The organism is Bradyrhizobium diazoefficiens (assembly GCF_016616885.1).
GTDB lineage: Bacteria > Pseudomonadota > Alphaproteobacteria > Rhizobiales > Xanthobacteraceae > Bradyrhizobium > Bradyrhizobium diazoefficiens_F.
In genome coordinates, this window is the sequence record NZ_CP067102.1 from 2670735 (window position 1) to 2695542 (window position 24808).

At 61.9% G+C, this 24808-nt stretch carries 20 protein-coding genes; 3 read left to right on the top strand and 17 right to left on the bottom strand.

Annotation, left to right across the window (positions count from 1 at the left end; all coding sequences use genetic code 11):
• Positions 1-6: 6 nt before the first annotated feature.
• Together JJC00_RS12170 and JJC00_RS12175 are read right to left on the bottom strand one after the other, a co-directional pair.
• Entirely contained in the window at positions 7-3117 is a 3111-nt protein-coding gene (locus JJC00_RS12170; RefSeq protein WP_200472789.1) for an efflux RND transporter permease subunit, read from the bottom strand.
• Complete coding sequence (locus JJC00_RS12175; RefSeq protein ID WP_200472790.1) at positions 3114-4295, bottom strand: efflux RND transporter periplasmic adaptor subunit; 1182 nt, start codon at positions 4293-4295, stop codon at positions 3114-3116. Before JJC00_RS12175 ends, JJC00_RS12170 begins: the two co-directional genes overlap by 4 nt.
• Before the next feature lie 396 nt (positions 4296-4691).
• Between JJC00_RS12175 and JJC00_RS12180 the strand changes: the two genes are divergently transcribed.
• Positions 4692-5078: a hypothetical protein gene (locus tag JJC00_RS12180; protein WP_200472791.1), complete on the top strand. Its 387-nt coding sequence runs from the start codon at positions 4692-4694 to the stop codon at positions 5076-5078.
• A gap of 321 nt (positions 5079-5399) precedes the next feature.
• Complete coding sequence (locus tag JJC00_RS12185) at positions 5400-5864, top strand: hypothetical protein (RefSeq protein ID WP_200472792.1); 465 nt, start codon at positions 5400-5402, stop codon at positions 5862-5864.
• Positions 5865-5959: 95 nt separating this feature from the next.
• Here the strand turns inward: JJC00_RS12185 and JJC00_RS12190 are convergent, their stop codons facing one another.
• The 13 genes from JJC00_RS12190 to JJC00_RS12250 form a co-directional block, all read right to left on the bottom strand.
• Positions 5960-7318: a PQQ-dependent sugar dehydrogenase gene (locus tag JJC00_RS12190; protein WP_200472793.1), complete on the bottom strand. Its 1359-nt coding sequence runs from the start codon at positions 7316-7318 to the stop codon at positions 5960-5962.
• The gene (locus tag JJC00_RS12195) at positions 7318-7782 is read right to left on the bottom strand and encodes a DUF2231 domain-containing protein (RefSeq protein WP_200472794.1); all 465 of its coding nucleotides are present in this window, start codon (positions 7780-7782) and stop codon (positions 7318-7320) included. The genes JJC00_RS12190 and JJC00_RS12195 overlap by 1 nt, the downstream gene beginning before the upstream one ends.
• 315 nt (positions 7783-8097) lie before the next feature.
• The gene (locus JJC00_RS12200) at positions 8098-8976 is read right to left on the bottom strand and encodes an NAD(P)-dependent oxidoreductase (RefSeq protein ID WP_200472795.1); all 879 of its coding nucleotides are present in this window, start codon (positions 8974-8976) and stop codon (positions 8098-8100) included.
• Between the two features lie 21 nt (positions 8977-8997).
• On the bottom strand, positions 8998-9843 hold the full coding sequence (locus JJC00_RS12205) for an NADPH-dependent FMN reductase (RefSeq protein ID WP_200472796.1): 846 nt from the start codon (positions 9841-9843) through the stop codon (positions 8998-9000).
• A gap of 26 nt (positions 9844-9869) precedes the next feature.
• Positions 9870-10757 (bottom strand): efflux RND transporter periplasmic adaptor subunit, encoded by an 888-nt coding sequence (locus tag JJC00_RS12210; protein WP_200472797.1) that lies wholly within the window; start codon positions 10755-10757, stop codon positions 9870-9872.
• A 225-nt stretch (positions 10758-10982) separates the two neighbouring features.
• Positions 10983-12290, bottom strand: coding sequence for an NAD(P)/FAD-dependent oxidoreductase (locus tag JJC00_RS12215; RefSeq protein ID WP_200474088.1), 1308 nt, complete (start codon positions 12288-12290; stop codon positions 10983-10985).
• A gap of 104 nt (positions 12291-12394) precedes the next feature.
• Positions 12395-14050: an NAD-dependent malic enzyme gene (locus JJC00_RS12220; protein ID WP_200472798.1), complete on the bottom strand. Its 1656-nt coding sequence runs from the start codon at positions 14048-14050 to the stop codon at positions 12395-12397.
• 91 nt (positions 14051-14141) lie between these two features.
• Positions 14142-15128 (bottom strand): cytochrome d ubiquinol oxidase subunit II, encoded by a 987-nt coding sequence (cydB, locus tag JJC00_RS12225; protein ID WP_200472799.1) that lies wholly within the window; start codon positions 15126-15128, stop codon positions 14142-14144.
• 2 nt (positions 15129-15130) lie between these two features.
• Positions 15131-16546, bottom strand: a complete 1416-nt coding sequence (locus JJC00_RS12230) for a cytochrome ubiquinol oxidase subunit I (protein ID WP_200472800.1) — start codon at positions 16544-16546, stop codon at positions 15131-15133.
• A gap of 13 nt (positions 16547-16559) precedes the next feature.
• The gene (gene poxB / locus JJC00_RS12235) at positions 16560-18293 is read right to left on the bottom strand and encodes a ubiquinone-dependent pyruvate dehydrogenase (RefSeq protein ID WP_200472801.1); all 1734 of its coding nucleotides are present in this window, start codon (positions 18291-18293) and stop codon (positions 16560-16562) included.
• A gap of 54 nt (positions 18294-18347) precedes the next feature.
• Positions 18348-19424: an aldo/keto reductase gene (locus JJC00_RS12240; protein ID WP_349643539.1), complete on the bottom strand. Its 1077-nt coding sequence runs from the start codon at positions 19422-19424 to the stop codon at positions 18348-18350.
• Positions 19425-19484: 60 nt separating this feature from the next.
• Positions 19485-21740 carry a xanthine dehydrogenase family protein molybdopterin-binding subunit gene (locus JJC00_RS12245; RefSeq protein WP_200474090.1) on the bottom strand — a complete coding sequence of 752 codons (2256 nt, stop codon included), beginning with the start codon at positions 21738-21740 and terminating at the stop codon, positions 19485-19487.
• Positions 21740-22192, bottom strand: a complete 453-nt coding sequence (locus JJC00_RS12250) for a (2Fe-2S)-binding protein (RefSeq protein ID WP_200472802.1) — start codon at positions 22190-22192, stop codon at positions 21740-21742. The genes JJC00_RS12245 and JJC00_RS12250 overlap by 1 nt, the downstream gene beginning before the upstream one ends.
• 253 nt (positions 22193-22445) lie before the next feature.
• Here JJC00_RS12250 and JJC00_RS12255 point away from each other — a divergent pair, with 253 nt between their 5' ends.
• Positions 22446-23903 (top strand): cytochrome-c peroxidase, encoded by a 1458-nt coding sequence (locus tag JJC00_RS12255; RefSeq protein WP_200472803.1) that lies wholly within the window; start codon positions 22446-22448, stop codon positions 23901-23903.
• 57 nt (positions 23904-23960) lie between these two features.
• Here the strand turns inward: JJC00_RS12255 and JJC00_RS12260 are convergent, their stop codons facing one another.
• Positions 23961-24452: a GlcG/HbpS family heme-binding protein gene (locus JJC00_RS12260; protein WP_200472804.1), complete on the bottom strand. Its 492-nt coding sequence runs from the start codon at positions 24450-24452 to the stop codon at positions 23961-23963.
• A 6-nt stretch (positions 24453-24458) separates the two neighbouring features.
• Positions 24459-24791 (bottom strand): c-type cytochrome, encoded by a 333-nt coding sequence (locus JJC00_RS12265; RefSeq protein WP_246774183.1) that lies wholly within the window; start codon positions 24789-24791, stop codon positions 24459-24461.
• Positions 24792-24808: the final 17 nt, after the last annotated feature.

Consider the following 24808-nt stretch of genomic DNA (forward strand, 5'->3'; position numbering starts at 1 on the left):
CATCGTTCATTCAGCAGGCGCGGGGGCAGCCTGGCTTGCGGCGGCCGGCTTCCTCCCGCCAAACAGCCTGGTCTGCAGCCGATCGAGATAGATATAGACAACCGGCGTCGTATAGAGCGTGAGCAGTTGCGACAGAGCGAGGCCGCCGACAATGGCATAGCCGAGCGGCTGGCGAAGCTCCGATCCGTTCCCGCTGCCGAGCATAATCGGAACACCGCCAAGGAGCGCCGCCATCGTGGTCATCAGGATCGGCCTGAAACGCATGATGCAGGCCTGATAAATGGACTCCTCGGCGGTCAACCCTTGTTCATGTTCGACGTGCAGAGCAAAATCGACCAGCATGATGCCATTCTTCTTGACGATGCCGATCAGCAGGATGATGCCCACGATCGCGATCACGCTCAGATCGAAGTGAACCGCCATCAGCAGCAGCAGCGCACCGAGGCCGGCCGACGGCAGGGTCGAGATGATGGTGATCGGATGAATCAGGCTTTCATAGAGCACACCGAGGATGATGTAGATGACGAAGAGCGCGGCGACGATCAGGATCGGCGTGCTCGAAAGCGCTGCGCCAAATGCCTGGGCGTTGCCTTGAAAGCTAGTCTGAAGCGAGAGCGGCTTATGCAGGTCCCTTTCAGCCTGTTGGATCGCGCCGACGACCTGGCCGATCGCGGTGCCCGGCATAAGATTGAACGAGACGGTCACCGACGGAAATTGGCCTTGATGGTTGACCACGAGCGGAGCGACCGTCACGGCACTATCGACCAGGGTGGACAGCGGCACCTGCTGCCCGCTCGATGAGTTGACATAGATGCCGTTGAGGGCCTCGGGCCCATACTGGAACTTGGGATCAACCTCCATGACGACGTGATACTGATTCAGCGTCGTAAACATGGTTGAGACAATACGCTGACCGAAGGCATCGGAGAGCGTGTTGTCGATTGCATAGGGCTGGATACCGTAGCTCGAGGCGACGTCACGCTTGATCGAGATATCGAGCATCGGTCCGGCATTGAGCTGATCGGTGGTGACGTCGGCTGCGCCCTTAGTAGCCTTTATCCGCTCTAGAAAGAGCGCCGCCCAATGGTTCAGCTCGCCCGGGTCGGCATCCGCCAATGTGTACTGGTACTGCGTCTTCGATATCCGTCCGCCGATGGTGATATCCTGCGCGGCCTGCATGTAGAGCGTGATCCCCGGGATCTTGGCGAGGTTGGTGCGCAGCCGCGCGATCACCTGGTCCATGCTGGCGCGCTGAGTCTGGGGCTTGAGCGCAATGAAAACACGGCCGTTGTTGACTGTCGTGTTGCCGCCGCCGGCGCCGACGCCCGACCCGACCGAGGCGACCGCAGGATCCTGCATTACGGCGTTCAGCAACGCCTGCTGGCGCTCGGCCATCCCCTGGAATGAGATATCCTGTGCCGCCTCGGACAGGCCTATGATCAATCCGGTGTCCTGCTGCGGAAAGAAGCCTTTGGGGATTATCACGTAGAGATATCCGGTTAGCGCGATAGTGCAGAGCATCGTCATCAGGGTAATGAACCGGTGACGCAGCACGATCTTGAGGCCGGCCTCATAGAGGTTGAGCAAGCCATCGAAGCCACGTTCGAAAAGCCGGTAGAGCCGTCCGTGCTGCTTGCTCTCGTGCTTGAGTAGATATGCGCACATCATCGGCGTAAGCGTCAGCGAGATCAGCAGCGACAACACCAGAGCCGCGCTAACTGTGATCGCGAATTCCCGGAACAACAGGCCGACATATCCGCCCATCAGGAACAGCGGAATGAAGACGGCAATCAGGGACAACGTAATCGATACGATGGTGAAGCCGATCTCGCCGGCACCCTTCAGCGCCGCTTCGAACGGCGAAGAGCCGAGCTCCATATGCCGCACGATGTTCTCGATCACCACGACGGCATCGTCGACCACGAAGCCGACGGCGATCGACAATGCCATCAGCGAGAGGTTATCAAGGCTGTAGCCAAGCTCATAGAGAACCGCGAAGCTGCCGACCAGCGAGAGCGGCACCGTCACCGCCGGAATGATCGTCGCCCAAAAATTGCGCAGGAACACGAAAATCACTATCACCACCAGCGCGATGGTGAGCAGCAACGTGAACTGGACGTCGCTCACCGAGGCACGGATGGTTTCGGTCCGATCGGTAATGATACTGACTTTGATAGCCGGCGGGATCGAGGCCTGGAGGGTCGGCATCATTTTCTTGATATTCTCGACGGTCTCGATGACGTTGGCGCCAGGCTGGCGCTGGATCGGCAGGATGATCGCCCGGTCCTGGTTGTACCAGCCTGCGATCAGGTCGTTCTCGGCCGCGCTGATCACGCGGCCGACGTCACGGACGCGAACCGTCGCTCCATTGCGATAGGCGAGGATCAGATTGGCGTAGTCGTCGGCCTTGAGCAGCTGATCGTTGGTATTGAGCGTGTAGGTCAGGCGCGGGCTGTTAAGGGTGCCTTTGGGCAAATCGACGTTGGCTTGTCCTAGTACCGTGCGTACGTCCTCAAGGCTGATGCCGCGAGCAGCGAGCGCCTGCGGATCGAGCTGCACGCGGATGGCGGGCTTCTGCTGACCTGCGATACCCACGAGACCAACGCCGGATATCTGCGAGATCTTTTGCAGCAGGATGTTTTCTGCATAGGCGTCAACTGTCGTCAGCGGCAGGCTGTCAGAGGTCAGGGCGAGTACCAGGATTGGCGTGTCGGCCGGATTGACCTTACGGATCGTGGGCGGATACGGCATGTTCAGGGGTAGCTGCGCTTGCGCAGCGTTGATCGCCGAGAGCGTGTCGCTCACTGCTCCATCGATGGCGCGGCTCAAATCGAACTGCAGCGTGACCTGGACAAAGCCAAGCGCACTCGCCGACGTCATTTGGGTGAGGCCCGGGATCTGACCGAACTGCAATTCAAGCGGCGTCGCCACTGAAGACGCCATCGTCTGCGGATCAGCGCCTGGCAATCGCGCCGTGACCTGGAGGGTCGGGAAATTGACGTTGGGCAGTGAGGCCACCGGCAAGAGTGGGTAGCTCACCAGGCCTCCGACCAGCAATCCGACCATCAGAAGAGCGGTAGCGATCGGCCGATGGATGAACGGCGCGGATATGTTCATGGAATCGGCGCCTGTTGGGCGGTCTGTGCGATAGCCTCATCCGCCGCCGTTCCGTGCAGCAGCGTAACACGCGTGCCCGGTTGCAGCCTGTATTGTCCGTCGACCACGACCTGCTCGTTTGCCGTAAGACCGGAATCGATGAGCGCCTGGCCGCCGCCGATCTGCGTCACCTTGACCGGCCGGATCTGGACCGTGCTGTCGGAATTGATGGCGTAGACATAAGATCCGTTCGGCCCCTGCTGAACAGCCGAGGCGGCAACGGTCAGGCCGTTGTGTCTTGTATCGACAAGCAGTCGGGCATTGACGAGTTGGCCGGGCCAGAGCCGGTGCGATTGGTTGGGGAAATTCGCCTTGAGTTGAATCGAACCCGTTGTCTGCAGGATCTCGTTGTTGACAAGGCCAAGCACGCCTTGATCGAGCAAGATTGTATTGTCCTGGCTGTAGGCAAGGACCGGGAGCGGGGCGTTGGTCCTTTGCTGTTGCTGCTGGATTTGCGGGAGGACAGTCTCGGGAAGCGTGAAGATCAGCGAGATCGGATTGATTTGCGTGACGACGACGAGTCCGTTCGTGGTAGACGGGCTGATGATGTTGCCGACGTCTATCTGACGTATCCCGACGACACCGTCGATCGGGGAGGTGAGGCGGGTGTAGCCGAGTTGCACGTTCGCGGCATCGATCAACGCTTGATCGGTTTTGATGGCCGCCTGGAGTTGGCGGACCTGCGCCTTTTGAGTTTCAATCAGTTGCGGCGTGGCCCAGCCGTTCTTGCCCAACGCGTTGTAGCGGATGAGGTTTGCCTGGGCGTTTGCAAGCTGCGCCTGATCCCGCTGCAGGTTACCCGTGTACTGCTCGACCATCGCCTGGTAAGGACGCGGGTCGATCTGCGCGAGCAGATCGCCGGCACGAACTGCCTGACCTTCAGTGAAGTTGATGCTGAGGAGTTCTCCCTGGATCTGAGCACGCACGACGTCGGTGTTGTACGCGATCACGGTCCCGACGCCGCTTAGATAGATCGGAACATCATGCTGGGCGACTACGCCGCCGACGACCGGCACCGCGGGCGAAGCCGCGGGCGTGGCGGTAGCCTCGACTGGGTCAGCGCGTGTGAAGAAGAGGAGGCCGCCCGCCGCAACAGCGGCGATCAGCAAGGCAACGGGAACGATGACCTTCTTTTTCATGCTTGCTCTCGTTTGCGAGTGAGAGATCACTCTCACTGGCCTGGAAGGATTGACGTTCCGATCGTGCCTTTTGTGTCGGTCGTTGAGGCCTAGGGCGGCGACGACACAGAGGGGGCCATTGGGGCCACGCTAGTCGTCACGCTACCCGTGGTGGGCGAGACTCCTGTTATCGGCACTGGTACTGCGGAGCTGACTCCGAGATTGCCGATTTCGGTGGATCCCAACGGAATGCCGGTTTGAGCGAGGCCTCCCGTCGTTGTGGGCGACATTGGCGTTGGAGCCGACGATGCAGCGACGCTTCCCGAGCCGGAGCCGCAGATGCCCGACGTCGACATTCCAGACGTTGCGGCGGCGGCCGGCGTTGCACCGCCAACGGCCAATCCGCCGCCGTCGTAAGTGGAGGTCGATCCGGACATCGTCGATGGTGAGATCCCGACCGTTGAACATGAGGTGGTGCTACCGGGCATCGCGATTGTGCCCGTTACACCTGTCGGAGCCGGACTGATTCCGGGGGACGCGAGTTCGGTGGCGCCGAGAGGAATGGTCGGGGAAACCGTCGAACCCGTTCCCAGGCCAAGCGGCGACGTCGGGCTCAGGCTCGGGGTTGGCGCCGGTATTCCCTGCGCGATGGCAACGTTGCAGAAAAGGAGTGCCGGAAGTGCCGCGGCAATCAGGGAGGATCTCATTGGCATTCTCCGTTTCAGCCGCGCCTTTGGGGCGAGCACCGAGACCGACCAGCTTTTGGACCAGTCGTTTGGTGCGAGGGTAACGGAGATCGCTTAGTCCTCGTATTGCACTCGGGTTTGGTGTTATCGCAACTTGGTATCTTCTTATGTACATCGGTATCGAAGTGGCGCGAGTGTGGAATACGCGTGTGCTGTTTGCTCGGCCCCGGTGACCGCCAGTCTGGCTGCAAAAAGGTCAGAGCGACCGCAATGAAGTTCCTCATTGCGGTCTGCTGTCGCGTCGAGCCGATCAACCCGATCAGTAGTAGTCGTAGTTGCAGGGGTATCGCCCGGTGTATGGCCGGTAATATGGGCAATCGAGGCCATAGTCGTAAAAGCCGTGAGCATAACGGCGTCGTCCAAAGTGGGCGCGACCTACATGCGCCATGTGACCTGCGCCGAAGCCACCGACGTGACTTCCAAAGTGAGTCCCCCCAAACCCGCCGATGTGGGCTCCACCAAAGCCGCCCATGTGACCTCCGCCAAAGCCACCGAGATGGCCTCCGCCGCCGAAGCCGCCGCCCATATGGCCGCCTCCACCAAATCCGCCACCGCCCCCATGTCCCCCGCCACCACCACCGCCGCCGCGGGCTTGCGCGGCAGTGGCCACAAGGCTGCCGGCGAGCAGCGCAATTGCCATAATCGTCGTCATTCGTCTTCTCATAACATTCTCCTTTCAAGGGGGCGGGTTATCCGCCCACAGGCGTTGTCCAAGGCCGGCATGGCCGAGGAAGGCCACAAGCCTCGCGACAGGCAGGAGATGGGAATGTTTAACGAGCCTCTCCACTATACTTGCGTTCATCAGACTGAACGAGGCGCGCGCTCGAGCAGAACAGAAGCGTGATGCACGCACCGGAAAACACGCAACGACAAAGACCCGGCGCATGCCGGGTCTTGAAACGATTTCGCGACCGGTGCCGCAGCGTGGACCGTCTGTTGCTAAGTGGCTGGCTTGGGGCCTGGGCGAACTGACGATACGCACCAAACCGTGTTTCCAACGTCGTCGGCGATCAGCAATCTGCCGGCGCGATCGATCGCGAGACCAACGGGCCGTCCGCGGGCGTGATTGTTTTGATCAAGGAATCCTGTGACGACATCCCGCGCCGGCCCGCTGGGCTTTCCGCCGGTAAACGGCACGAAGACGACTTTATAACCGTTGAGTGGAGTTCGATCCCAGCTTCCGTGTTCGCCGACGAAGGCACCGCTTCGATAGTTGGCAGGGAGATCGCCGCCCGCGTACATTGCTACGCCGAGTGGCGCCACATGGGAGCTTAGGGCGTAGTCCGGCACAATCGCTGTGGCCACCAGATCCGGGCGCTGTGGCTGAACTCGCGGGTCCAGGTGCTGGCCGTAATAGCTGTAGGGCCAGCCATAGAAGCCTCTGTCCTGCACCGCGGTCAGATAGTCCGGGACCAGGTCTGGTCCGATCTCGTCGCGTTCGTTAACGATGGCCCAGAGTTTGCCTGTTTCGGGCTCCCACTGAAGGCCGGTCGGGTTGCGCGTTCCGCTGGCGAAAATGCGATGGGCGCCGGATGCACGGTCGACCTCCCAGATCGCGGCCCGCTCATATTCGGCTCCGATCCCGTTTTCGGTGATGTTGCTGTTGGAGCCAATCCCGACATAAAGCTTCGAGCCATCCGGACTTGCTAACAGCGGCTTCGTCCAGTGATGATCGATCGGACCGCCGGGAAGGTCAGTCAGCTTGGTCGGCGCGGCCGTGATGCTGGTCTGTCCTTCCTGGTAGGGATAGCGGACGATGGCATCGGTATTGGCGACGTAAAGGTCGTTACCGACGAGGGCTACGCCAAAAGGAGAATTCAGATGGTCCAGAAAGACGGTCCGGACTTCGGGAATGCCATCGCCATTTGCATCGCGCAGCAGCGTGATGCGGTTTGCGTCCTTTGCTGAGGCGCCGGCGAACCACTTTACCCAGCTAGTGATAATGTCCTTGGGACGGTAAATCGGCGCCTTCGGACCGTTGCTCTCAACCACCAGCACGTCACCGTTCGGGAGGACATAAAGCGAGCGCGGATGCGCCAAGCCGGTGGCCATTGCCTGGACCTGCAAATCTTGCGGCACGGTCGGCTTTTCACCGTTTTCCCACCCGACCGGGTCCGCAATGCGGATTGGCGGCAGCAGATATTGCTGCAACGCGGGCAGCGTGGGATGCGCGCCGATCTGGCTTCGTGGGTCGCCGCCGCCGTCTTCGCAACTCGCGAGCCCCAGGCCGGCAACCGCGACAAAGACGGTGGCAAGACGCGGCAGGTTCGCCGCGCGGGCAGTCTTGAGGATCGGCATCACGTGTCTGCTCCAACATGACGGGACGAGGTGAGGACCCAACCGGTTGGGGCCATGGCCAACAGAATGATGACGACGAGCGCCGAGAGCATCAGGCCCGTCGGCACAACGGCGGTGTACGCGTCACGGCTGTGGACGAAGATATTCACCAGCGCGAGGAGGACTGCGAGTACATAGCCAGTCACGCGCGCCCAAGCTGCCCTTTGCCTGCCGGTTGCAACTTCGATCACGGCGGTGATGAGCGCCAGGCCGGCCACGATCAGGCCGGCCGTTATCAGCCAGGCCGAGAAATCTTCCCACATCACGTCCGCAGTCCGCCAATAGGCGAGATCAGTTGCGAGTGCTCCCGTAAAATAGGCGACTGGAAACGGCGTTAGTATCCGGTGAACCGGATGAACGCCGGCCTCGAGGGCCGAGGCTGCTTCGGGCCTGAAACTCGCTTCCGTTATCGTAGCGTGCTGCATTTCTTTCCATCCTTATGGTTCGCGGGTGCGGTCGCGAGGAACTACAGCAACAGCCAGCGCCCCGCTGCGACGTCCGCGCCGTCATCTTCACCGGTGTGCTTCCCCGCGGCGCCGGGTGTCGCCCGGCGAAGGCCTTCTTGCTTCCGAATAATAGGTGATGAACACGGCGCGGCTTGGCGCAAATTGCTCGTGCTGCGTCATTCTTGCCGTTGATGCGGATGCGGGAGTCGAGCGCAGCAACGCTCATTGCTGCAAGCTGCTCGGCGCAGTGCAGGTTCGTCCAGCCGCGGATTGGATTGTTGGTCCGCTAAGGGATCAAGAGGTGCCGGAATCTCGGCTAGCCAATGCTCCGACCGCAGACCAGTCGAGCTTGTCACCGTCGTGAGCCAGCAAAGTCAAGAAGCGATCGCGAAGCAGACTTGCGACCGGCATGGGAACGCGCAAATCGCCGGCAGCCGCCAGCACAAGCCGAATATCCTTGTAGCCGAGTGGCGCAGCAAAGCCAGCGGGCTCGAACTTTCCCTCAACGATCAGCTTGCCGTAAGTCTTGTAGACGGGCGCGTCGAACAGGGTGGACGTCAGCATGTCGACATATGATTGGCGGTCGACGCCATCCTTGGCGACAAGCGTGACGGCCTCGCCCAATGACTCGATGACGGACGCGATGAGAAAGTTGCCGCTGAGCTTGACGAGATTGGCAGTCTTGGGCTTGTCGGAAACCACAAACGTCTGCTTCCCGATTGCATGGAAAACAGGTGCGGCAGCCTGGACCGCGTCGTTGTCGCCACCGACAATGACGGAGAGATCTCCGGCCGCTGCAACATCAGGGCGCCCAAACACCGGTGCCGCGACGAACCGCTGGCCGGCCTTCGCGTGATCAGCCGCAAGGCGCTCTGAAAGCGCCACGCTGATCGTGCTCGATGAGATATGGACCCGGCCCTTAGGCAGGCTCGCGAGCAGCCCATCGGCGCCATAGACGACGCTCTCAACCGCCGCATCATTGGCCAGCATGGTCATGATAACATCGCCACTACACGCGTCAGATATGCGCGGCGCCGCGACAGCGCCCTTTTTCAGCAATTCGCCGGCCTTTGCTGCCGTGCGGTTGTAGACCGTGACATCATGGCCGGCCCGCAGGAGCGACAAGGCCAGTCCGCTGCCCATCTGACCAAGTCCGATGACGCCGATCTTCATCTTGCAATCTCCAACGCTCGGTCACGTCCGTTGTCGTGACATGGTGACCAGCCGATCGATAGCTTCCAGAGTGAAGGCGAGGTAATGGGTATCGACGATGCCGTCTTTGACCTTTGTTGCAATGCCCCCGAGAACGACCTGTGGCCCGGCCATGATGCGGGCGGGAATCGAGAGGAGCGTCTCGTTGACCTGCGCATGGGCTCGCACTCCGCCAGTAAAGGCAGGCGAGACCGTTATGACCAGCACCGGCTTGTCGATCAGCACGGACTTTCCAAATGGGCGCGAGGCCCAATCCAGGGCATTTTTCAATACGCCCGGAATGCCGTGATTGTACTCCGGCGTCACGATGACAACGCCGTCGCTGGCACCAATGGCCTTTCGAAAGAGCCGCACTTGCTCCGGTCCATCGGCTCGATCCTCATCCTCGTTATAGAGCGGAAGCTGCAGATCGCAGATTTCAAGGTTTGTCGACAGCGGAAGATTGTCATGCAGGCCCGACAAGGTCGCACGTGAATAGGAGGCTTTGCGCAAGCTCCCACATAGGCCAACAAGGCGGGTTGGTCTTGTAATGTCATGCATTTTTGGCACTCCATTGGAGCAGTCGACCGGCCGGCGGCACGCGGAGCGCGCGTTCGGCAGAAAAAAGAAAGCGGCCGTCCACTTAGGGACGAATGGACGGCCGCAGCGAGCCTGGTTTGGGGGGAGGATGAGGTCACCAGGCGCATCTGATTTAGCAGCGCCGGAAAGGCGTGGCTTTGCAGTTATTGCCGCATTGCGCGAGATCTTGCGCTGGTTTAGCTCGGCGGCTCGGCCGAGCGTCTCTGGTGCGTCCTTCGCCGGGCACTTGCAGACGCGGGTGATGCGCAACCGAAGTCCGTGTGGTGAGCCCGTGCTCAGTTCCTGCGTGGCTTATCTCGCGGGTCGATCTGGACCGTCGCCGTCATGCCGGCGACCAGCCGAACTCCATCAGGTACCTGATCGATCCGGATGCGCACAGGTATGCGTTGAGCGAGGCGTACCCAGGTGAAAATCGGATTCACCGTAGCCAGCCCTTGCGGGTCGGATTGCGCATTTGCGATGTTGATGCCGCGCGCCACGCCGCCGACTTCGCCGTGCACGACCTGCCTGTAGCCCATCAGCTTGATACTGGCAGGATCGCCTTCGTGCATGAGGGCTAGTTGCGTTTCCTCGAAATATGCATCCACCCAGAAGGAATCGGCGTCGACGACCGAGATCGTGTTCCGTCCAACGCCGGCATAGTCCCCAAGTCGCGCCAAGAGGTTGGTTACCCACCCGTTCACCGGAGAATGGAGCTCGGTGCGCTCCAGATTGACCTTTGCCTGATCGCGGCTGGCGATAGCCTGCTGGTATTGCGCCTGGGCCGCAGCGGCGTTGGCCTCATAGGTCTGTCTGTCTTCGACGGTCTCCGCCAGATCGGTCATCATGCGGCGCCGCGCTGCCTGTCGCTGCGCATTCTGGGCCGTGGCCCGAGCCTGCGCGACAGCTGCTTCAGCCAACTGGAGCGTGATCCTGTAGTTCGTCGGATCAATCACCAGCAGCAAGTCGCCCTTGTGCACGAACTGATTGTCGCCCACCGTTAGCTGAACAATACGCCCCTCTACCTCCGGCGCGATGGTCACGACATAGGTGCGAACGGTACCGTCGCGTGTCCAGGGCGTCCCCATATACGATTCCCACATTGCCCAGCCGAGCAACACGGCAAACCCGGTGGCCGCGAGCGTCAGCAACGACGGAACCAATCGAAACGATGTCTTCGTCATTGCAGTTGCCGGATTCGCGAAGCCGACGCAGAGATCGGCCCTTTTGTTCTCCGATTTGGGTTCAGCATCGGATATCGTGAGCTCCGCATGCGATGGTGAGTACGATCACAGCGATCGGTGCAACTAGAGACCGAGCGCTCCAGCGCGTTTACTTCGTTCCTTGGCATGACTTCCGTGAAGAGGCGATTTCGGAATTCGTGGATCACTGCCCCGAAAGCTGCGAAATCAATGCAGCTTTACCGGCGGGCCGGTCCGATGCGTCAGAGCGCGGGCGACGAGAGCGAGGAGTGCCCGCGAGGTGCCACCCAGCGCGCGCTCATGCATGATGCGCAGCGAGAGATACATGACCCGGGCAAACAGGCCCGCGACGAAGATGCTGCGGCCGAAAAAGCCCATCAGGTTTCCGACCGTGCTCCATCTGCCGAGCGAAACCAGCGAGCCGAAGTCGCGGTACTTGTACGCTCGCAGCCGCTGCCCGCGCAGCCGCCGCTCGATCTGGCGCACCATGTGCGCCGCTTCTTGATGCGCGGCCTGCGCCCGCGGTGGAACCGGGGTGGATGCGCCAGGGCGCGGACAAGCAGCGCAGTCGCCGATCGCGAAAATTGCGGGATCGCGCGTCGTTTGCAGTGTCGGCTCGACGACGAGCTGATTGATGCGATTGTTCTCGAGGCCGTCGAGCCGGCCCAATACCTCCGGTGCCTTGACCCCGGCGGCCCATACCACGAGCTCCGACGCGATGAACGATCCGTCGGCGAGCGTGACACCCACCGGCGTCACCTCCTTGACTTTTGCGCCGGTGCGAACCTTGACACCGATCTGGTCAAGCAGGCGGCGCGTCGCCTCGGAGATCCGCTCCGGCAGGCCAGGCAGGATGCGCGACGTGGCCTCGATCAACACTACGCGGATGTCGCGCTCTGGGTCGATGTGGTCAAGGCCGTAGGCGACCACCTCGCGCGTGGTACGATGGAGCTCAGCGGCTAATTCGGTCCCGGTCGCGCCAGCCCCGACCACCGCCACGTGAAGCTGACCCGGCCGCACCGGGCCCGGCTGTGTTTGCGCGCGCAGGCAGGCGTTGACAAGTCGCCGGTTGAACCGCTCGGCCTGTGCGGGGGTTTCAAGGGGAACGGCATGTTCTGCGACGCCTGGCGTCCCGAAATCGTTGGTCACGCTGCCAATAGCGATCACCAATGTGTCGTATCCGACCGCGCGGGGCGGCGTGATCTGGCGCCCCTCGTCGTCGAAGGTGGCGGCGAGATGCACTTCCTTGCTGGTGCGATCAAGCCCGATCATCTCGCCGAAGTGATATCTGAAGCCGTGCCAATGCGCCTGCGCGAGATAGTTCACCTCGTATTCGCCGGGATCGATGCTTCCTGCCGCCACCGCGTGCAGGAGCGGCTTCCAGAGATGGGTTCGGGCCGACTCCACCAGGGTAATGGACGCCCGTGATTTGCGGCCGAGGCGATCGCCGAGCCGGGTGACGAGCTCGAGCCCTGCTGCACCGCCGCCCACAACGACGATGCGGTGCAGCGCCATGTCGCCAACGCGGTCGCCAAGGTGCAGCGTCGCCGACTCAGAGCGCGGATTTGCACGAGTGAAGTCCTGATCGGGATCGCGTTGCAACACGTCGGCCATCCGCATCACCCCAGATAGCCGGGACGGTAGACGCGGCTGCGGATCAGCGTGCTGATATCGTCCGGTCGCTTCACGCCAGCCAGCCCCTGGTCGAAAATGCAGGCCGCGATCCGCTCCGCGACATGGAGCGATGCTTCGAGGATACGGCTCTGCGGCGGATAAATCAGTCCGACCGAGAGGTTCTCTTCGGTGACCTGCTCGGCGACGGCTTGCGCAGCGACCAGGAACATCTCGTCGGTCACCCGAGTCGCCTCCGTGGCAAACACCGCCATGCCCAGCGCCGGGAAGATGTAGACGTTGTTGCCTTGGCCCGGTACGAAGCGCCGGCCGGCGATCTCCACCGGCGGGAACGGGCTGCCGCTGGCAAAAATGGCCCGCCCGTTCGACCAGCGATAAGCTTCCTCGGCCGTGCACTCGGAGCGCGAGGTCGGGTTCGAATAGGGGAAGATGATCGGCCGCTCGTTGACGCGCGCCATCGCGCTGATCACCGCCTGATTGAACAGTTTCGGAACGGCGCTGACCCCGATGATGCCGGTCGGTCGCACTGACTCAACAGCCTCGGCGAAAGTGGAGACGGGCGCCCGGTCCTGGGCGAACGGCTTCTGAAATTCGGCCAGATCGGTGCGCGAGGTCACCAGCAGCCCGTGGACGTCGAACAGCGCGTTGCGCCGCCGCGCCTCGGCGGGATCCATGCCCTCGCGCGTCATCGCGAGGCTGATCAGCTCGGCGATGCCGGTTGCAGCCGATCCCGCACCGAGAAACAGGAATCGCTGCTCGGCAAGCTTCTTCCCGGTGAGGCGGGAAGCGGCGAGGATGCCGGCCAACGCCACCCCGGCAGTGCCCTGGATGTCGTCATTGAAGGTGCAGATCTTGTCCCGATAGCGCGCGAGAATCGGGACGGAATTGATGTTGGCGAAATCCTCCCACTGGATACAGCATTTCGGGTAGAGCTGCTGCACGACAGTTACGAACTCGTCGACAAAGGCCATATAGGCGTCGCCGCGCTCGCGGTGCTGCCGCAGCCCGAGATAGAGCGGGTCATCGAGCAGGGTCTCGTTGTTCGTGCCGACATCGAGAACGATCGGCAGGCAGCCCTGCGGCGGAACGCCGGCGCAAGCGGTATAGAGCGCGAGCTTGCCGATTGGAATGCCCATCCCGCCGGCGCCGAGATCGCCCAGACCGAGGATGCGCTCACCGTCAGTGACGACGATGAAGCGCACGTCCTTTTCCGGCCAGTTGGAAAGAAATTCCTTGACCCGACCGCGCGCGCTGATCGGCAGATACATGCCGCGCGGCTGGCGGAAGATGTGCCCGAACTTCTGGCAGGCTTCGCCGACCGTCGGCGTGTAGACCAGCGGCATATAGGTGGCCGGGTCGGACATCAGGGTCGCGTAGTAGAGCGTCTCGTTGCGCGCCTGCAGATCCGAAAGCACAAGGTATTTCAGGAGATCATTGTCGAGCGCGGCGATCTCGGCGTGCCGGCGTGATACCTGCAACTCAATATTGGTGACGGCGGGGGGCAGCAGACCTTCGAGACCCCAGGCGCGGCGCTCGGCCTCGGTGAAGGCGGTGCCCTTGTTGAGGCGCGGATCGTGCAGCAACTGGTAGCTGGTGGGGTGGCCGAGTGCCGGTTCGATTTTTTTGCTGACGGGTGTGGTCATCTTGTGATCGCTCCGTTTTGTGTGGTCTCGAAATGGCCGCGCCTGAGGGCGGCAAATTGGTGGAAGGGCGAAGCTTGCGAGGCCCGCCCGCCTAGTAATGGTCTGTTGACGCTGCGACTTTCCCTCTGAACACGGTCAGGCTGATCACGGTGTAGAGCAGCATGAGAGGGAATACGAAGAGCCCCTCTCCCCAGAACATGAAAGCAAGGCTCGAATGAGGGGCGGCCGCCTGTTCGATCGTGATCGAGAACGGAATCATGTAGGGCCAGAACGAGATCGCCAGCGTGCCGAACGCGGCCACAAAGATGAGAGCGACCATGGGGAAGGGGAGCGCGTCCTGATGGCGGTGAACGCTGGCGGCCAGCGTGATCGCGGCCAACATGCCAATGACCGGGAAGACGAACAAGGATGGCCGGTCAAGCCAACGCGTCATCACTGCAAAATCTCCGGCTAACGCGTAGGCGAACACGACGATCAAGATGACAAGCAACGCGGCTGCCAGATAGGGAATGAGGCGATAGGCCTGGTCGCGGACCTCGTCCTCGCATTTTCGCACAAGCCAGCAGGCACCGAGCAGCGCGTAGCCGACACACAGACCGATGCCGCATGCAATCGCAAAGGGACTGAACCAGCCGAATTCACCGCCGACATACCGGTCGCCGGAGACCGGCAGGCCCTGCACGAGAGCGCCTACCATCAAGCCCTGCATGAATGTTGCGACAAGCGAGCCTCCCACAAAGCTTGCGTTCCAGATCCACCGCATCCGCGCGGCCTTGCTGCGAAACTCGAACGCCACACCGCGCAGGATCAGACCCGCCAGCATCAGCACAACCGGGAGATAGAACGCCGACATCAGCACAGAATAGACAACCGGAAACGCCCCCCAGAGGATCACGCCCGAGACGACGAGCCAGGTCTCGTTGCCGTCCCAGACCGGCGCCACGGCGCCTATCATGGCGTGCCTTCGCTGCTCGTCGGAAGCCAACCCGAACAGCATGCCGACGCCCAGATCGAACCCGTCCAGCAAGACATAAAGTAGAATGCTAACGGCAAGGATCGTCACCCAGAACATGACCATGGCTATTCTCCGGCCGGAAGGCGAACGAGGGCTGCTGCCGCATCTGGCCGGTCGACGGCTGACAGGGGCCGATTAGGAAGAACGGCTGTTGGCGGCAGGAGGCGACCGACCGGTCCTGCACGCAGCAGCCGGTAGATGTAGAAGATGCCGAACGCAAAGATGAAAGTGTAGATCGCACAAAAAACGATGAGCGAAATCATTGCCGTGCCCCTCGTGAGGAAGGGCGTCATTGCATCCGCGGTTCTCAGCACGCCGTAGACCACCCAGGGCTGACGTCCTACCTCCGCCGTGAACCAGCCGGTCAAGGTGGCGACGAAGGGCAGAGGAAAGCTGAGAAACGTTGCCCAGAGCACCGTCCGGTTCCGCGCCAGATGCCCTTTGCGGCTCAAATATGTTCCGACCCAGGCCAGAGCCAACATAAGGACGCCGCAGCCGACCATGATTCGGAAGCTGAAGAAGGGAATGAGTATCGGGGGCCAATCGCTCTCGGGAATGCTATCGAGCCCGACTTCCGCGGCGTCGAGGCTGTCAGAGTCGATCAAGCTGCCCCAAGGCGGGGGCAAAGTGATCGCGAAAAGGTTGCGCCGATTGGCGACGTCCGGCCACGCGAGCAGCACTTCGGATGCCGGCTGTTCATTGTGCCATCGCGCCTCGATGGCGGCCATCTTCGCGGGCTGGTAGCGGACAACGTATTCACCGTTGAGGTGACCGAAAATGATCTGGACGGGAACGAGCACGGCCGCGAGATACAAGCCCATACGCAGCATAATTTTTGCTTCGGCGATAAACATTCCCCGCAGCAAATACCAGGCGCCCGTCGCAGCCACGCAGAATGCGCCGGTCAGGTAAGCTGCCAGAAGCATGTGCGGAAAGCGCGACCAGACCACCGAATTGAAGATGATCTTGGCCCAATCGTTTGGCGCGAACATTCCGTTCTCGACGACATACCCGACCGGAACTTGCATCCAACTGTTGTTGATCATGATCCAGAACGCCGACAGCGTGGTGCCGAGGGCGACCATTGCGGTCGAAAACAGGTAGAACCACGGAGGGACTTTCGGTCGGCCGAACAGAAGTACGCCGAGGAAACCCGCCTCTAGCGCAAAAGCAGTGAATGTTTCATACGAGAGAAGCACCCCCTGGATCGGTCCCGTCATCCGTGAAAAGTCGCTCCAGTTCGTGCCTATCTCGAAGGCCATGACGACCCCCGAGACCACGCCGAGTCCGAAAGCCACCGCGAAGATCTTGAGCCAGAAGTCGAACAGCACCCGGTACGCCGGGCGCCCCGTCGCGAGATGGAGGGTCTCCAGGACAGTGAGCCACGCTGCCAGGCCGATCGTGAAGGACGGAAAGATGATGTGAAACGAAACGGTAAACGCGAACTGCAGTCGTGACAGAAGTAGCGCCGTGATCTCCATGATGCCGCCGCCCTTACCGCCAGAGATTGGTCTTTGCGAGGTCGATGACCTCGTCGGCCCTGCCGCTCATGATCGCCTTCACCATGTAGAGCGAGAAGCCCTTCGCCATCTCGACGTTTATCGACGGCGGCACCGCAAGCTCTGTCCGGCTGACGACGGCATCGATGAGAACGGGGCCATTATGCGCAAGCGCCGCGGCGATTCCCTCCTCCACCTTGGTGGGGTCCTCGATCCGAATGCCGCGAATGCCGACAGCTTCGGCCATGGCCGCAAAATTGGGGTTCTTGAGCTCGGTGCCAAAATCGAGGAAACCGGTGCCCTTCTGCTCGAGCTCGATGAAACCGAGTGCGCCGTTGTTGAACACCACCACCTTCGTCGAAAGGCGGTGCTGCACGAGTGTGAGCAAGTCGCCCATAAGCATGGTGAAGCCCCCGTCGCCCGAGAGCGAGATCACCTGTCGGCCCGGAAAAGCGGCTTGTGCGCCAATTGCCTGCGGCATCGCATTGGCCATCGAGCCGTGCCAGAATGACCCGATCAGCCGCCGCTTGCCGTTCATCGCGAGATATCGCGCTGCCCAGACGGTCGGCAGTCCGACATCGCAGGTGAAGACCGCATCATCGGAGGCCAAATCGCTAACGGCCTTCGCGATCTGCTGCGGGTGAATCAACTTGCCGCTGCCCTTGCGAGCTAGCTCATCGAGCCCTTCGCGTGCTTTACCGTAGTGTTCGCGCGCCTGGGCAAGATGACTACCGTCTCGCTTCTCCTTGAGGAGCGGCAGAAGCGCGTCGATCGTCGCGCGCACGTCGCCAATCACGGCGAGATCGACCGGAGTTCGTCGCCCGATGACCTCCGCTCTCAGATCGACCTGTGCGATCTTGACCTCCGAACCGCGCGGATAGAACTGCCGATACGGGAAGTCGGTCCCGAGCATCAGCAGGACGTCGCAATCCAGCATCGCGTAATAGCCCGATGAAAAGCCGAGGAGACCAGTCATGCCGACGTCGTATGGGTTATCCCACTCGACATGTTCCTTGCCTCTCAGTGCGTGAACGACAGGCGCCTTGAGGCGCTCGGCGAGCGCCACAACCTGTTCGTGAGCGCCTTGACAGCCGGAGCCGCAGAGCATCGTCACGCGCCCGTTTCCGTTGAGCAGTGCGGCCAATCGATCCAAGGCATCGTTCGCTGCCGGCACGGCCGGTCGGGCCGGCAGCAGGTTCGCGGGCTGCGGATCCGATCCCATTTCGGCTGGCTGTAGCGCAACATCGCCCGGAATGACGATCACGGAAACGCCGCGGTTTGTGACGGCCTGCCGAATGGCGAGCTCGAGCGTGCGCTGCATCTGGTTGGCACCGGAGACGACCTCGCAATAATGACTGCATTCTTTGAACAGCTGCTCCGGATGCGTCTCCTGGAAATATCCGGAGCCGATTTCACTCGACGGGATCTGCGCGGCGATGGCGAGGACCGGCACCCTGGAGCGATGACAGTCGAACAGGCCATTGATGAGATGCAGGTTACCGGGCCCGCAACTGCCCGCGCAGACGACGAGCTCGCCGGTAAGGTGAGCGTCGGCGCCAGCCGCGAAGGCTGCGACCTCCTCGTGCCGGACGTGGATCCATTCGATTTTGCCGTCGCGACGAATCGCGTCCGTCAGCCCGTTCAGGCTGTCGCCGACGATGCCATACATTCGCTTGACGCCAGCCGCGACGAGGATCTTTACGAATTGGTCCGCCACTGTGCTGCTCATGCCGTTTCCTTTCTAAGAAGCTAATGCCTTTACCGCCACGCCTGGTCCTTGGGCCTAGTGCGCTGCAGAACTCCGTGCCGGCGGCGCCATGAACTCCGGGCCGATCGAATCGGTAATCGTGTCGTGCAGGATGCGATCGATATCCGCTCTGGCCGTCTCATCCAGATGCCAGCCGCTCACCTCGTCGACCGGGAGAAGTTGCGCCGGATTGCGCGCACCCCAGAGCGCCGTCGTGATGCCCTGGTCGAGCATCCACCGGATGGCCAGGTGGATCACTCGCTTGCCGAAGCGTCGCTGCGCGAGTAAATCGAGCTGCTCGACGGCCGCAAGATATTGCGCAAAGCGCGGCTGCTGGAATTTCGGATCGGTTCGTCGGAGGTCATCCCCTTCGAATTTGCTCTCCGGCCGCATTCGGCCGGAGAGGAGACCACGGCACAGCGCGCCATACCCGAAGGTCGCAATGTTGTTCTCGCGGCAATACGGCAGGATATCGGTCTCGATGCCGCGCTCAAACAAATTGAAGGGCGGCTGCAGCACGTGAAGTGGCGCAATTCGCCGGAACTGCTCCATCTGCAGGACCGAGAAGTTGCTGACGCCGATTGCGCGGATTGTTCCCTGTTCGCACAGGTCGCGCATCGCCTCGGCAGTCTCCTCGATCGTGATCAACGGATCCGGCCAGTGGATCTGATAGATATCGATGTAGTCGGTCTGAAGCCGACGAAGAGAATCTTTCGATTCCCGCAGGATCCGCGCGCGGCTGGCATTGCGGAATACGCGCCCATCCTTCCATTCCAATCCGACCTTTGTGGCGATCTGCACACGGGAGCGCAGACCACCGTCTGCGAGTGCCTTGCCGACAATTTCTTCGGAACGGCCGAACCCGTAGGCCGGCGCGGTGTCGATGACGTTGATGCCGTGCTCGACCGCCCCTTGAATCGTTTTGATCGATTCCGCTTCATCCGTGCCGCCCCACATCCAGCCCCCGATGGCCCACGTCCCTAGCGCGACGCGTGAGACCTGGAGCGGCGTTCCCTGAATTTCGACGCGCTCCATGCCGATTCGGACAGGCGTGCTCGCCGGAGCCTTGTAGTCGAGTGCCTTGTTTTCGAGGGTCTTGGCTTCATCAGCCATAAGCTTGCTCCTTACTCGATGCCTTTCCAGTCCCCTTGGCCGAAGCGGCCGTTCCGCCTGTCAGGTGACCTTCAATTGCGCAGGGTCGATCGGCAGCGCACGAATTCGCTTACCGGTTGCGGCAAAAATCGCGTTGCAGATGGCTGGCGCGACCGGTGGTACGCCGGGCTCGCCAACCCCGCCGGGAGGCGCGTCGCTCTCGACGAGGTGGACGTGAGTTTCAGGTGCGATATCGGTACGAGCGACCAGGTAGTCGCTGAAATTGCTCTGCTCGATGTGCCCCTGCTTGATGCTGATATTGCTGTAGAGCGCGTTGCTGATGGCCATGATCACGGCGCCTTCGAGCTGGGCGCGCACGCGGTCCGGGTTGACGACGAGACCGCAATCGAGCCCGATATCCACCCTGGGAATGGTGAGTTGGCCGTCGCTACCGACGGCGACCTGCGCGACCGCTGCCGCGTAGCTCAGGAAGCTGCGGTGGACGGCGACGCCGCGTCCGTGCCGTGTCGGCAGGCTGCTGCCCCATCCACTGTTGCGGGCGACCAGGTCAAGGACACCTCGTAGTCGGCCGGTGTCGACCGGATAAGTATCGAGCGATGCGCCGTAGTTGGGATAATCGACGTGCATCGCGGCGAAGTCGAGCTTGCGCGGCTGGCCCAACAGCTCGCGCAGATATTCGAGCGGGTCTTTGCCGGCCGCGTGTGCAAGCTCATCGGCGAACGAGCACACCGCGAACGCGTGAGGAATGTTGTAGACCGACCGATACCAGCCGATCCTGACATGGTTGGCCGCCTGGCCGTTTTCGCAGCGGACATTGTCGATCGCGTAGGGCATGTCGGTCACGCCCTGCTGCAGCTCACCGGCGCTGCCGTACGTGACGTCTGGCTGGAAGGTCGATTCGATGGCCGGAAAGACGGTTCGGTGCAGCCAGGCCGACGGGCGTCCTTCGGCGTCGAGCCCGGCTTCGAGGTGCTGGGCAGAAATCGCGTGATAATAATCGTGCTGGATCTCGTCCTCGCGCGTCCACGTGACCTTGACCGGCGCGCCGATGCGGCGTGACAGCAGTGCCGCCTCGGCCACGTAGTCGGATTTGGATTTACGGCCGAATGCGCCTCCCAGCAGCGTTACGTTGACGGTGACGTCTTCGAACTGCACGCCGAGGACCTGGGAGGCGGTCGTACGTGCGGACTGCGGGAATTGCGTGGGCGCCCAGATCTCACACTTCCCATCGGCGAAGTGGGCGACGGCGTTCGGTACTTCCATCGGCGCATGCGCGTAATAGGGCACAAAATAATCCGCCGAGATGCGGCGATGGGCCTCGCCGAGGGCGACGTCGACGTTGCCTTGGCTGCGCACGACCCGTCCGGGCTGCTTCGCCGTTGCCTCAAGCTCAGCCCGATAAGTCGTCGAATCGTGATCGGCATTGGCGCCAAAATCCCAAGTGATCTTGAGCTTTGCGCGGCCCTGCTGCGCCGACCAGGTATTGCTGGCGATGACGGCAATGCCGCCGAGGGGATAGAAGCCGGACGGAATAGGGGTGGCCGGAATCTCCACCACCTGCTCGACGCCGGGGACTTTCAGCGCGTCCGTGGCGTCGAAGTGCAAGGCTTTGCCGCCGTAGACTGGACAGCGCTCGACGGACGCGTACTTCATCCCGGGAAGGGTGACGTCGATGCCATAGGTCGCCGTGCCGCGCGTGATTGCGTCGAGATCGACTATGGGAACGGGTTTGCCGACGTAGCGCCGTTCGTCCGCCGCCGTGAAACGCAATTCCATGTGATCGAGTGGCGCGATCTCCATTGTCGCCGCCATCTTGGCGGCATCGCCGAACGACAGCTGCCGACCCGTTGGAACGTGAACGATCACGTGATTGCGCGCCTGGCAATCGTTTGCGTTGACGTTCCAGACACGGGCAGCCGCCGCCTCGAGCATCTGCCGGGCTGACGCGCCCGCCTCGCGCATCGGCTGATAGAATTGCCGCATGCTGCGGGACCCATCAGTGTTCTGGTCGCCATATTTCGGATCACCCTGGGCCTGCACGATCCTGACGCGGCTCCAGTCGGCGCCAAGCTCATCGGCGAGCACCATGGGCAATCCCGTCTTGATTCCCGTGCCCATCTCCGACCGATGCGCGACAATCGTCACCAAACCGGTCTGATCGATCATCAGGTAGACGTTGGGTTCAAAAACACCGCTCGCATGAGCATGAGCCGCGAGAGCCGGAAAGTTGCTGAATCCGATCGTGAAGCCGAGAACGAGGCCGGTGGCGCCGCCCGCGACGACTTCGCGCCGGCTGAGGTTTACGACCCTCGTCATCAGATGGTCTCCGCGGCTGACTTGATCGCGGCGCGAATCCGCGCGTAGGTGCCACAGCGGCAAATGTTGCCTGACATGGCATCGGTGATCTGCTGATCCGTCGGCTTTGGCGTTTCCTTGAGGAGAGCCGCGGCCTGCATGATCTGGCCCGGCTGGCAGTAGCCGCACTGGGGCACGTTGTTGGCGCGCCACGCGCGCTGGACGGCGTGCGTGCCATCGGAGCTTAGTCCTTCGATGGTGACGATCTCATGCCCGGCTGCGGCCGACAACGGCGTCACGCAAGAGCGTACCGCCTGTCCGTCCATGTGCACGGTGCATGCGCCGCAGGCGCCGATGCCGCAGCCGAATTTGGTGCCGGCCAACCCGAGAATGTCGCGGATCGCCCAAAGCAAAGGCATCTGCGGATCGGCATCAATATTGTGCAAAGCACCGTTGATCTTGACTTGTTGCATATGAGCAGCCGATGTTGACGACATGCCCAAAGCTAGTCGCCGCGGCGAAAATCAACTTGACAGCCCTTGTCTTTTGTTGATTGCGATTGCTGCGATCACTCGTTCTGAACTGAGACTGCTTGCTCGTGCGCAACGCCGTCTGGGCTGTTTCAGGCAAGAACTCGCTGATTGAAACAATTACCAACAAGCGCTCCGTCCCGATGTCGCCGAGAACAGCATGCCAATGGACATTCTATTTGTGAGATCACGCCGGATGAACGTCTCGATCAGGGCCGCGATTGTGGTGCTCACCTGTGCCGGGGCTGCCGTCGTGTGGGCGCAGGAGACAGGCACAACGCTTTCGCCGGCCGCCTTGAAGGAAATTGCGCGGGTTGAGGCAGAGATCGGCCGGATCGAAGCAGAAAGCCTCCAGCGGCTGGCGGCGCCACCTGACAATCAGGTGCAGCAGATCGAACTGCTCGGCAAGTTGATGCTGTATGACAAGGAGCTGTCGGTGAATCGCAACGAGGCGTGTGCGTTTTGTCACACACCTGAGACGGGCTTCACGGGGCCGGTGTCCGAGCTCAATCGTACGACCGCCTCCTATCCGGGTTCGGTGCGCACCCGATTCAGCAATCGCAAGCCGCAATCGCACGCCTACGCGCCGCTCTCGCCCGTGCTGCATTACAATCCCGGCCAGGGCGATCTCGTCGGCGGCAATTTCTGGGACATGCGCGCAACGGGCCGCCGATTGGGTAACCCGGCGGCCGAACAGGCAGAGGGGCCACCGACCAATCCCGTCGAGATGGGCCTGCCCGATGTCGCTTGTGCGGTCTATCGAGCCGCCCAACGGCCCTATCGCGGCCTGTTCGAGGCCGTCTGGGGTCTACAGGCATTTGCCATCCAGTGGCCCGGTGACGTGGAGCAGGTGTGCAGTCAACCAGGGCCACCTCCTGCGAACGATCCGACGCCGGTTCACCTGACGCCGATAGATCGCGGCCGGGCCGCGACAACGTTCGACCAGATGGCGCAGTCCATCTCCGGCTATGAAGCATCGGCGGAGGTGACGGCGCTTACGTCCAAGTTCGATGCGGTGCAGGCGGGGAAGGCGCAGTTCACGCCCCAGGAGCAGGCGGGTTACGCGCTGTTCCGCGGCAAAGGGCAATGCAACAATTGCCACCGCGACGGAGGGCCCGGCGAAGATCCGCTGTTCACCGATTTCACAGCGAGCAACATCGGCACTCCCGCAAATCCGCGGCTTCCGTACTACGCCGAACAGCAACCGGACGCACGTGGCTATCGCGCCAATCCCGCAGGCTCATCGTATGTGGATCCGGGCGTCGCCGGCTTTCTCGTCGCCGATCATCTGCTTAGCCAACCTTCATCCGTCGATGCGCGCTGGGCCCCGCTCGCGCCGGCGAATGTCGGCCGCTTTCAGGTTCCGACGCTGCGCAACGTCGACAAGAGGCCTTACCCGGACTTCGTCAAGGCTTACGGTCACAACGGCTATTTCACGAGTCTCAAGTCGATCGTGCATTTCTACAACACGCGTGACGTGCTGCCGCGCTGCGGTCGCAACGATCCGGGCGAGGGGACTGCGTGCTGGCCGGCCCCGGAATCCACCCGCAACATGAACACCAAGTTCGTCGGACGCCTCGGTCTTTCCGACGAGGAGGAGGATGCACTAGTCAGCTTCATGCAGACGCTTAGCGATGGGTACATGCAACGGTAGCCACGCGCGTGCGTCGAATCCACCGTGACGCCGCTGTCCGCGCCAACGGCAGCTCTCTCAATTGCGCTGAGGTGCGGCAGACGAGGGGCTGAGAACCGCTGCAGCGGTGTTCGCGATGTCGGTGTCGGTCTCCTTGCTCAGTCCAGCAACACCGACTGCACCCACGACTTCGCCATTCACGCGTATCGGCATGCCGCCGCGCAGCGCCATGACACCGGCGGTAACGAATGCCGTCCGACCTTGGTTGATGCTGTCCTCGATTTCCGCCGTCGACCTTTGCAGGCGCGCAGCCGTTCGCGCTTTCCCGATGGCGAGATCGACGCTTGCCGGGCGGACCCCGTCCATTCGCTGGAATGCAAGCAGATCGCCGGCGGGGTCAACAACTGCGATGGCAGACGGCGCATTCCGCTGTTGCGCCGTCTTCTCGGCGGCCTGCAGGACTGTCTGGGCACCGGTCTGATCGAGGAGCAGCACTTTGACGGTCTGGCCGTGGGCCGACATGCAGAAGAGCGTGGCGACTATCCCGATGCTGACTTCAATCTTTGTCATTTGTGCTCACTTCAACGTCTCCAGGTAGGAGATGACATTCTCGCGGTCTGCCGCTTGCGGGAGGTTGATGAACATCTTGGTGCCATGGACGTCGGCCGCGGGATTGGCGAGGAACTGATCGAGAGTATGTTCGTCCCATGTGATGTTCGCTGCCTTCAGCGCTGGCGAATAGTTGTAGCCAGGCTCGGATCCGCTTTTGCGGCCGAAAACGCCGGCCAGCGACGGGCCGATCTTGTTTTCGCCCGGCGTCGTCGAATGGCATCCGGCGCACCGGGCGAACACCTGCTGTCCCGCCGTGGCGTTGCCGGTCGCCTTGGCCGATGAGACGACAAACATCATCCCGGTTGCTATGGCAA

Coding starts and splice junctions, on each gene's coding strand:
- JJC00_RS12175 (WP_200472790.1), bottom strand. CDS start 4,295: ATGAAAAAGAAGGTCATCGTTCCCGTTGCCTTGCTGATCGCCGCTGTT.
- JJC00_RS12215 (WP_200474088.1), bottom strand. CDS start 12,290: ATGGCGCTGCACCGCATCGTCGTTGTGGGCGGCGGTGCAGCAGGGCTC.
- JJC00_RS12265 (WP_246774183.1), bottom strand. CDS start 24,791: ATGATGTTTGTCGTCTCATCGGCCAAGGCGACCGGCAACGCCACGGCG.
- JJC00_RS12210 (WP_200472797.1), bottom strand. CDS start 10,757: ATGACGAAGACATCGTTTCGATTGGTTCCGTCGTTGCTGACGCTCGCG.
- JJC00_RS12255 (WP_200472803.1), top strand. CDS start 22,446: ATGAACGTCTCGATCAGGGCCGCGATTGTGGTGCTCACCTGTGCCGGG.
- JJC00_RS12260 (WP_200472804.1), bottom strand. CDS start 24,452: ATGACAAAGATTGAAGTCAGCATCGGGATAGTCGCCACGCTCTTCTGC.
- JJC00_RS12190 (WP_200472793.1), bottom strand. CDS start 7,318: ATGCCGATCCTCAAGACTGCCCGCGCGGCGAACCTGCCGCGTCTTGCC.
- poxB (WP_200472801.1), bottom strand. CDS start 18,293: ATGAGCAGCACAGTGGCGGACCAATTCGTAAAGATCCTCGTCGCGGCT.
- JJC00_RS12240 (WP_349643539.1), bottom strand. CDS start 19,424: ATGGCTGATGAAGCCAAGACCCTCGAAAACAAGGCACTCGACTACAAG.
- JJC00_RS12185 (WP_200472792.1), top strand. CDS start 5,400: ATGCGCCATGTGACCTGCGCCGAAGCCACCGACGTGACTTCCAAAGTG.
- JJC00_RS12230 (WP_200472800.1), bottom strand. CDS start 16,546: ATGGAGATCACGGCGCTACTTCTGTCACGACTGCAGTTCGCGTTTACC.
- JJC00_RS12200 (WP_200472795.1), bottom strand. CDS start 8,976: ATGAAGATCGGCGTCATCGGACTTGGTCAGATGGGCAGCGGACTGGCC.
- JJC00_RS12170 (WP_200472789.1), bottom strand. CDS start 3,117: ATGAACATATCCGCGCCGTTCATCCATCGGCCGATCGCTACCGCTCTT.
- JJC00_RS12245 (WP_200474090.1), bottom strand. CDS start 21,740: ATGACGAGGGTCGTAAACCTCAGCCGGCGCGAAGTCGTCGCGGGCGGC.
- JJC00_RS12250 (WP_200472802.1), bottom strand. CDS start 22,192: ATGCAACAAGTCAAGATCAACGGTGCTTTGCACAATATTGATGCCGAT.
- JJC00_RS12195 (WP_200472794.1), bottom strand. CDS start 7,782: ATGCAGCACGCTACGATAACGGAAGCGAGTTTCAGGCCCGAAGCAGCC.
- cydB (WP_200472799.1), bottom strand. CDS start 15,128: ATGGTCATGTTCTGGGTGACGATCCTTGCCGTTAGCATTCTACTTTAT.
- JJC00_RS12220 (WP_200472798.1), bottom strand. CDS start 14,050: ATGACCACACCCGTCAGCAAAAAAATCGAACCGGCACTCGGCCACCCC.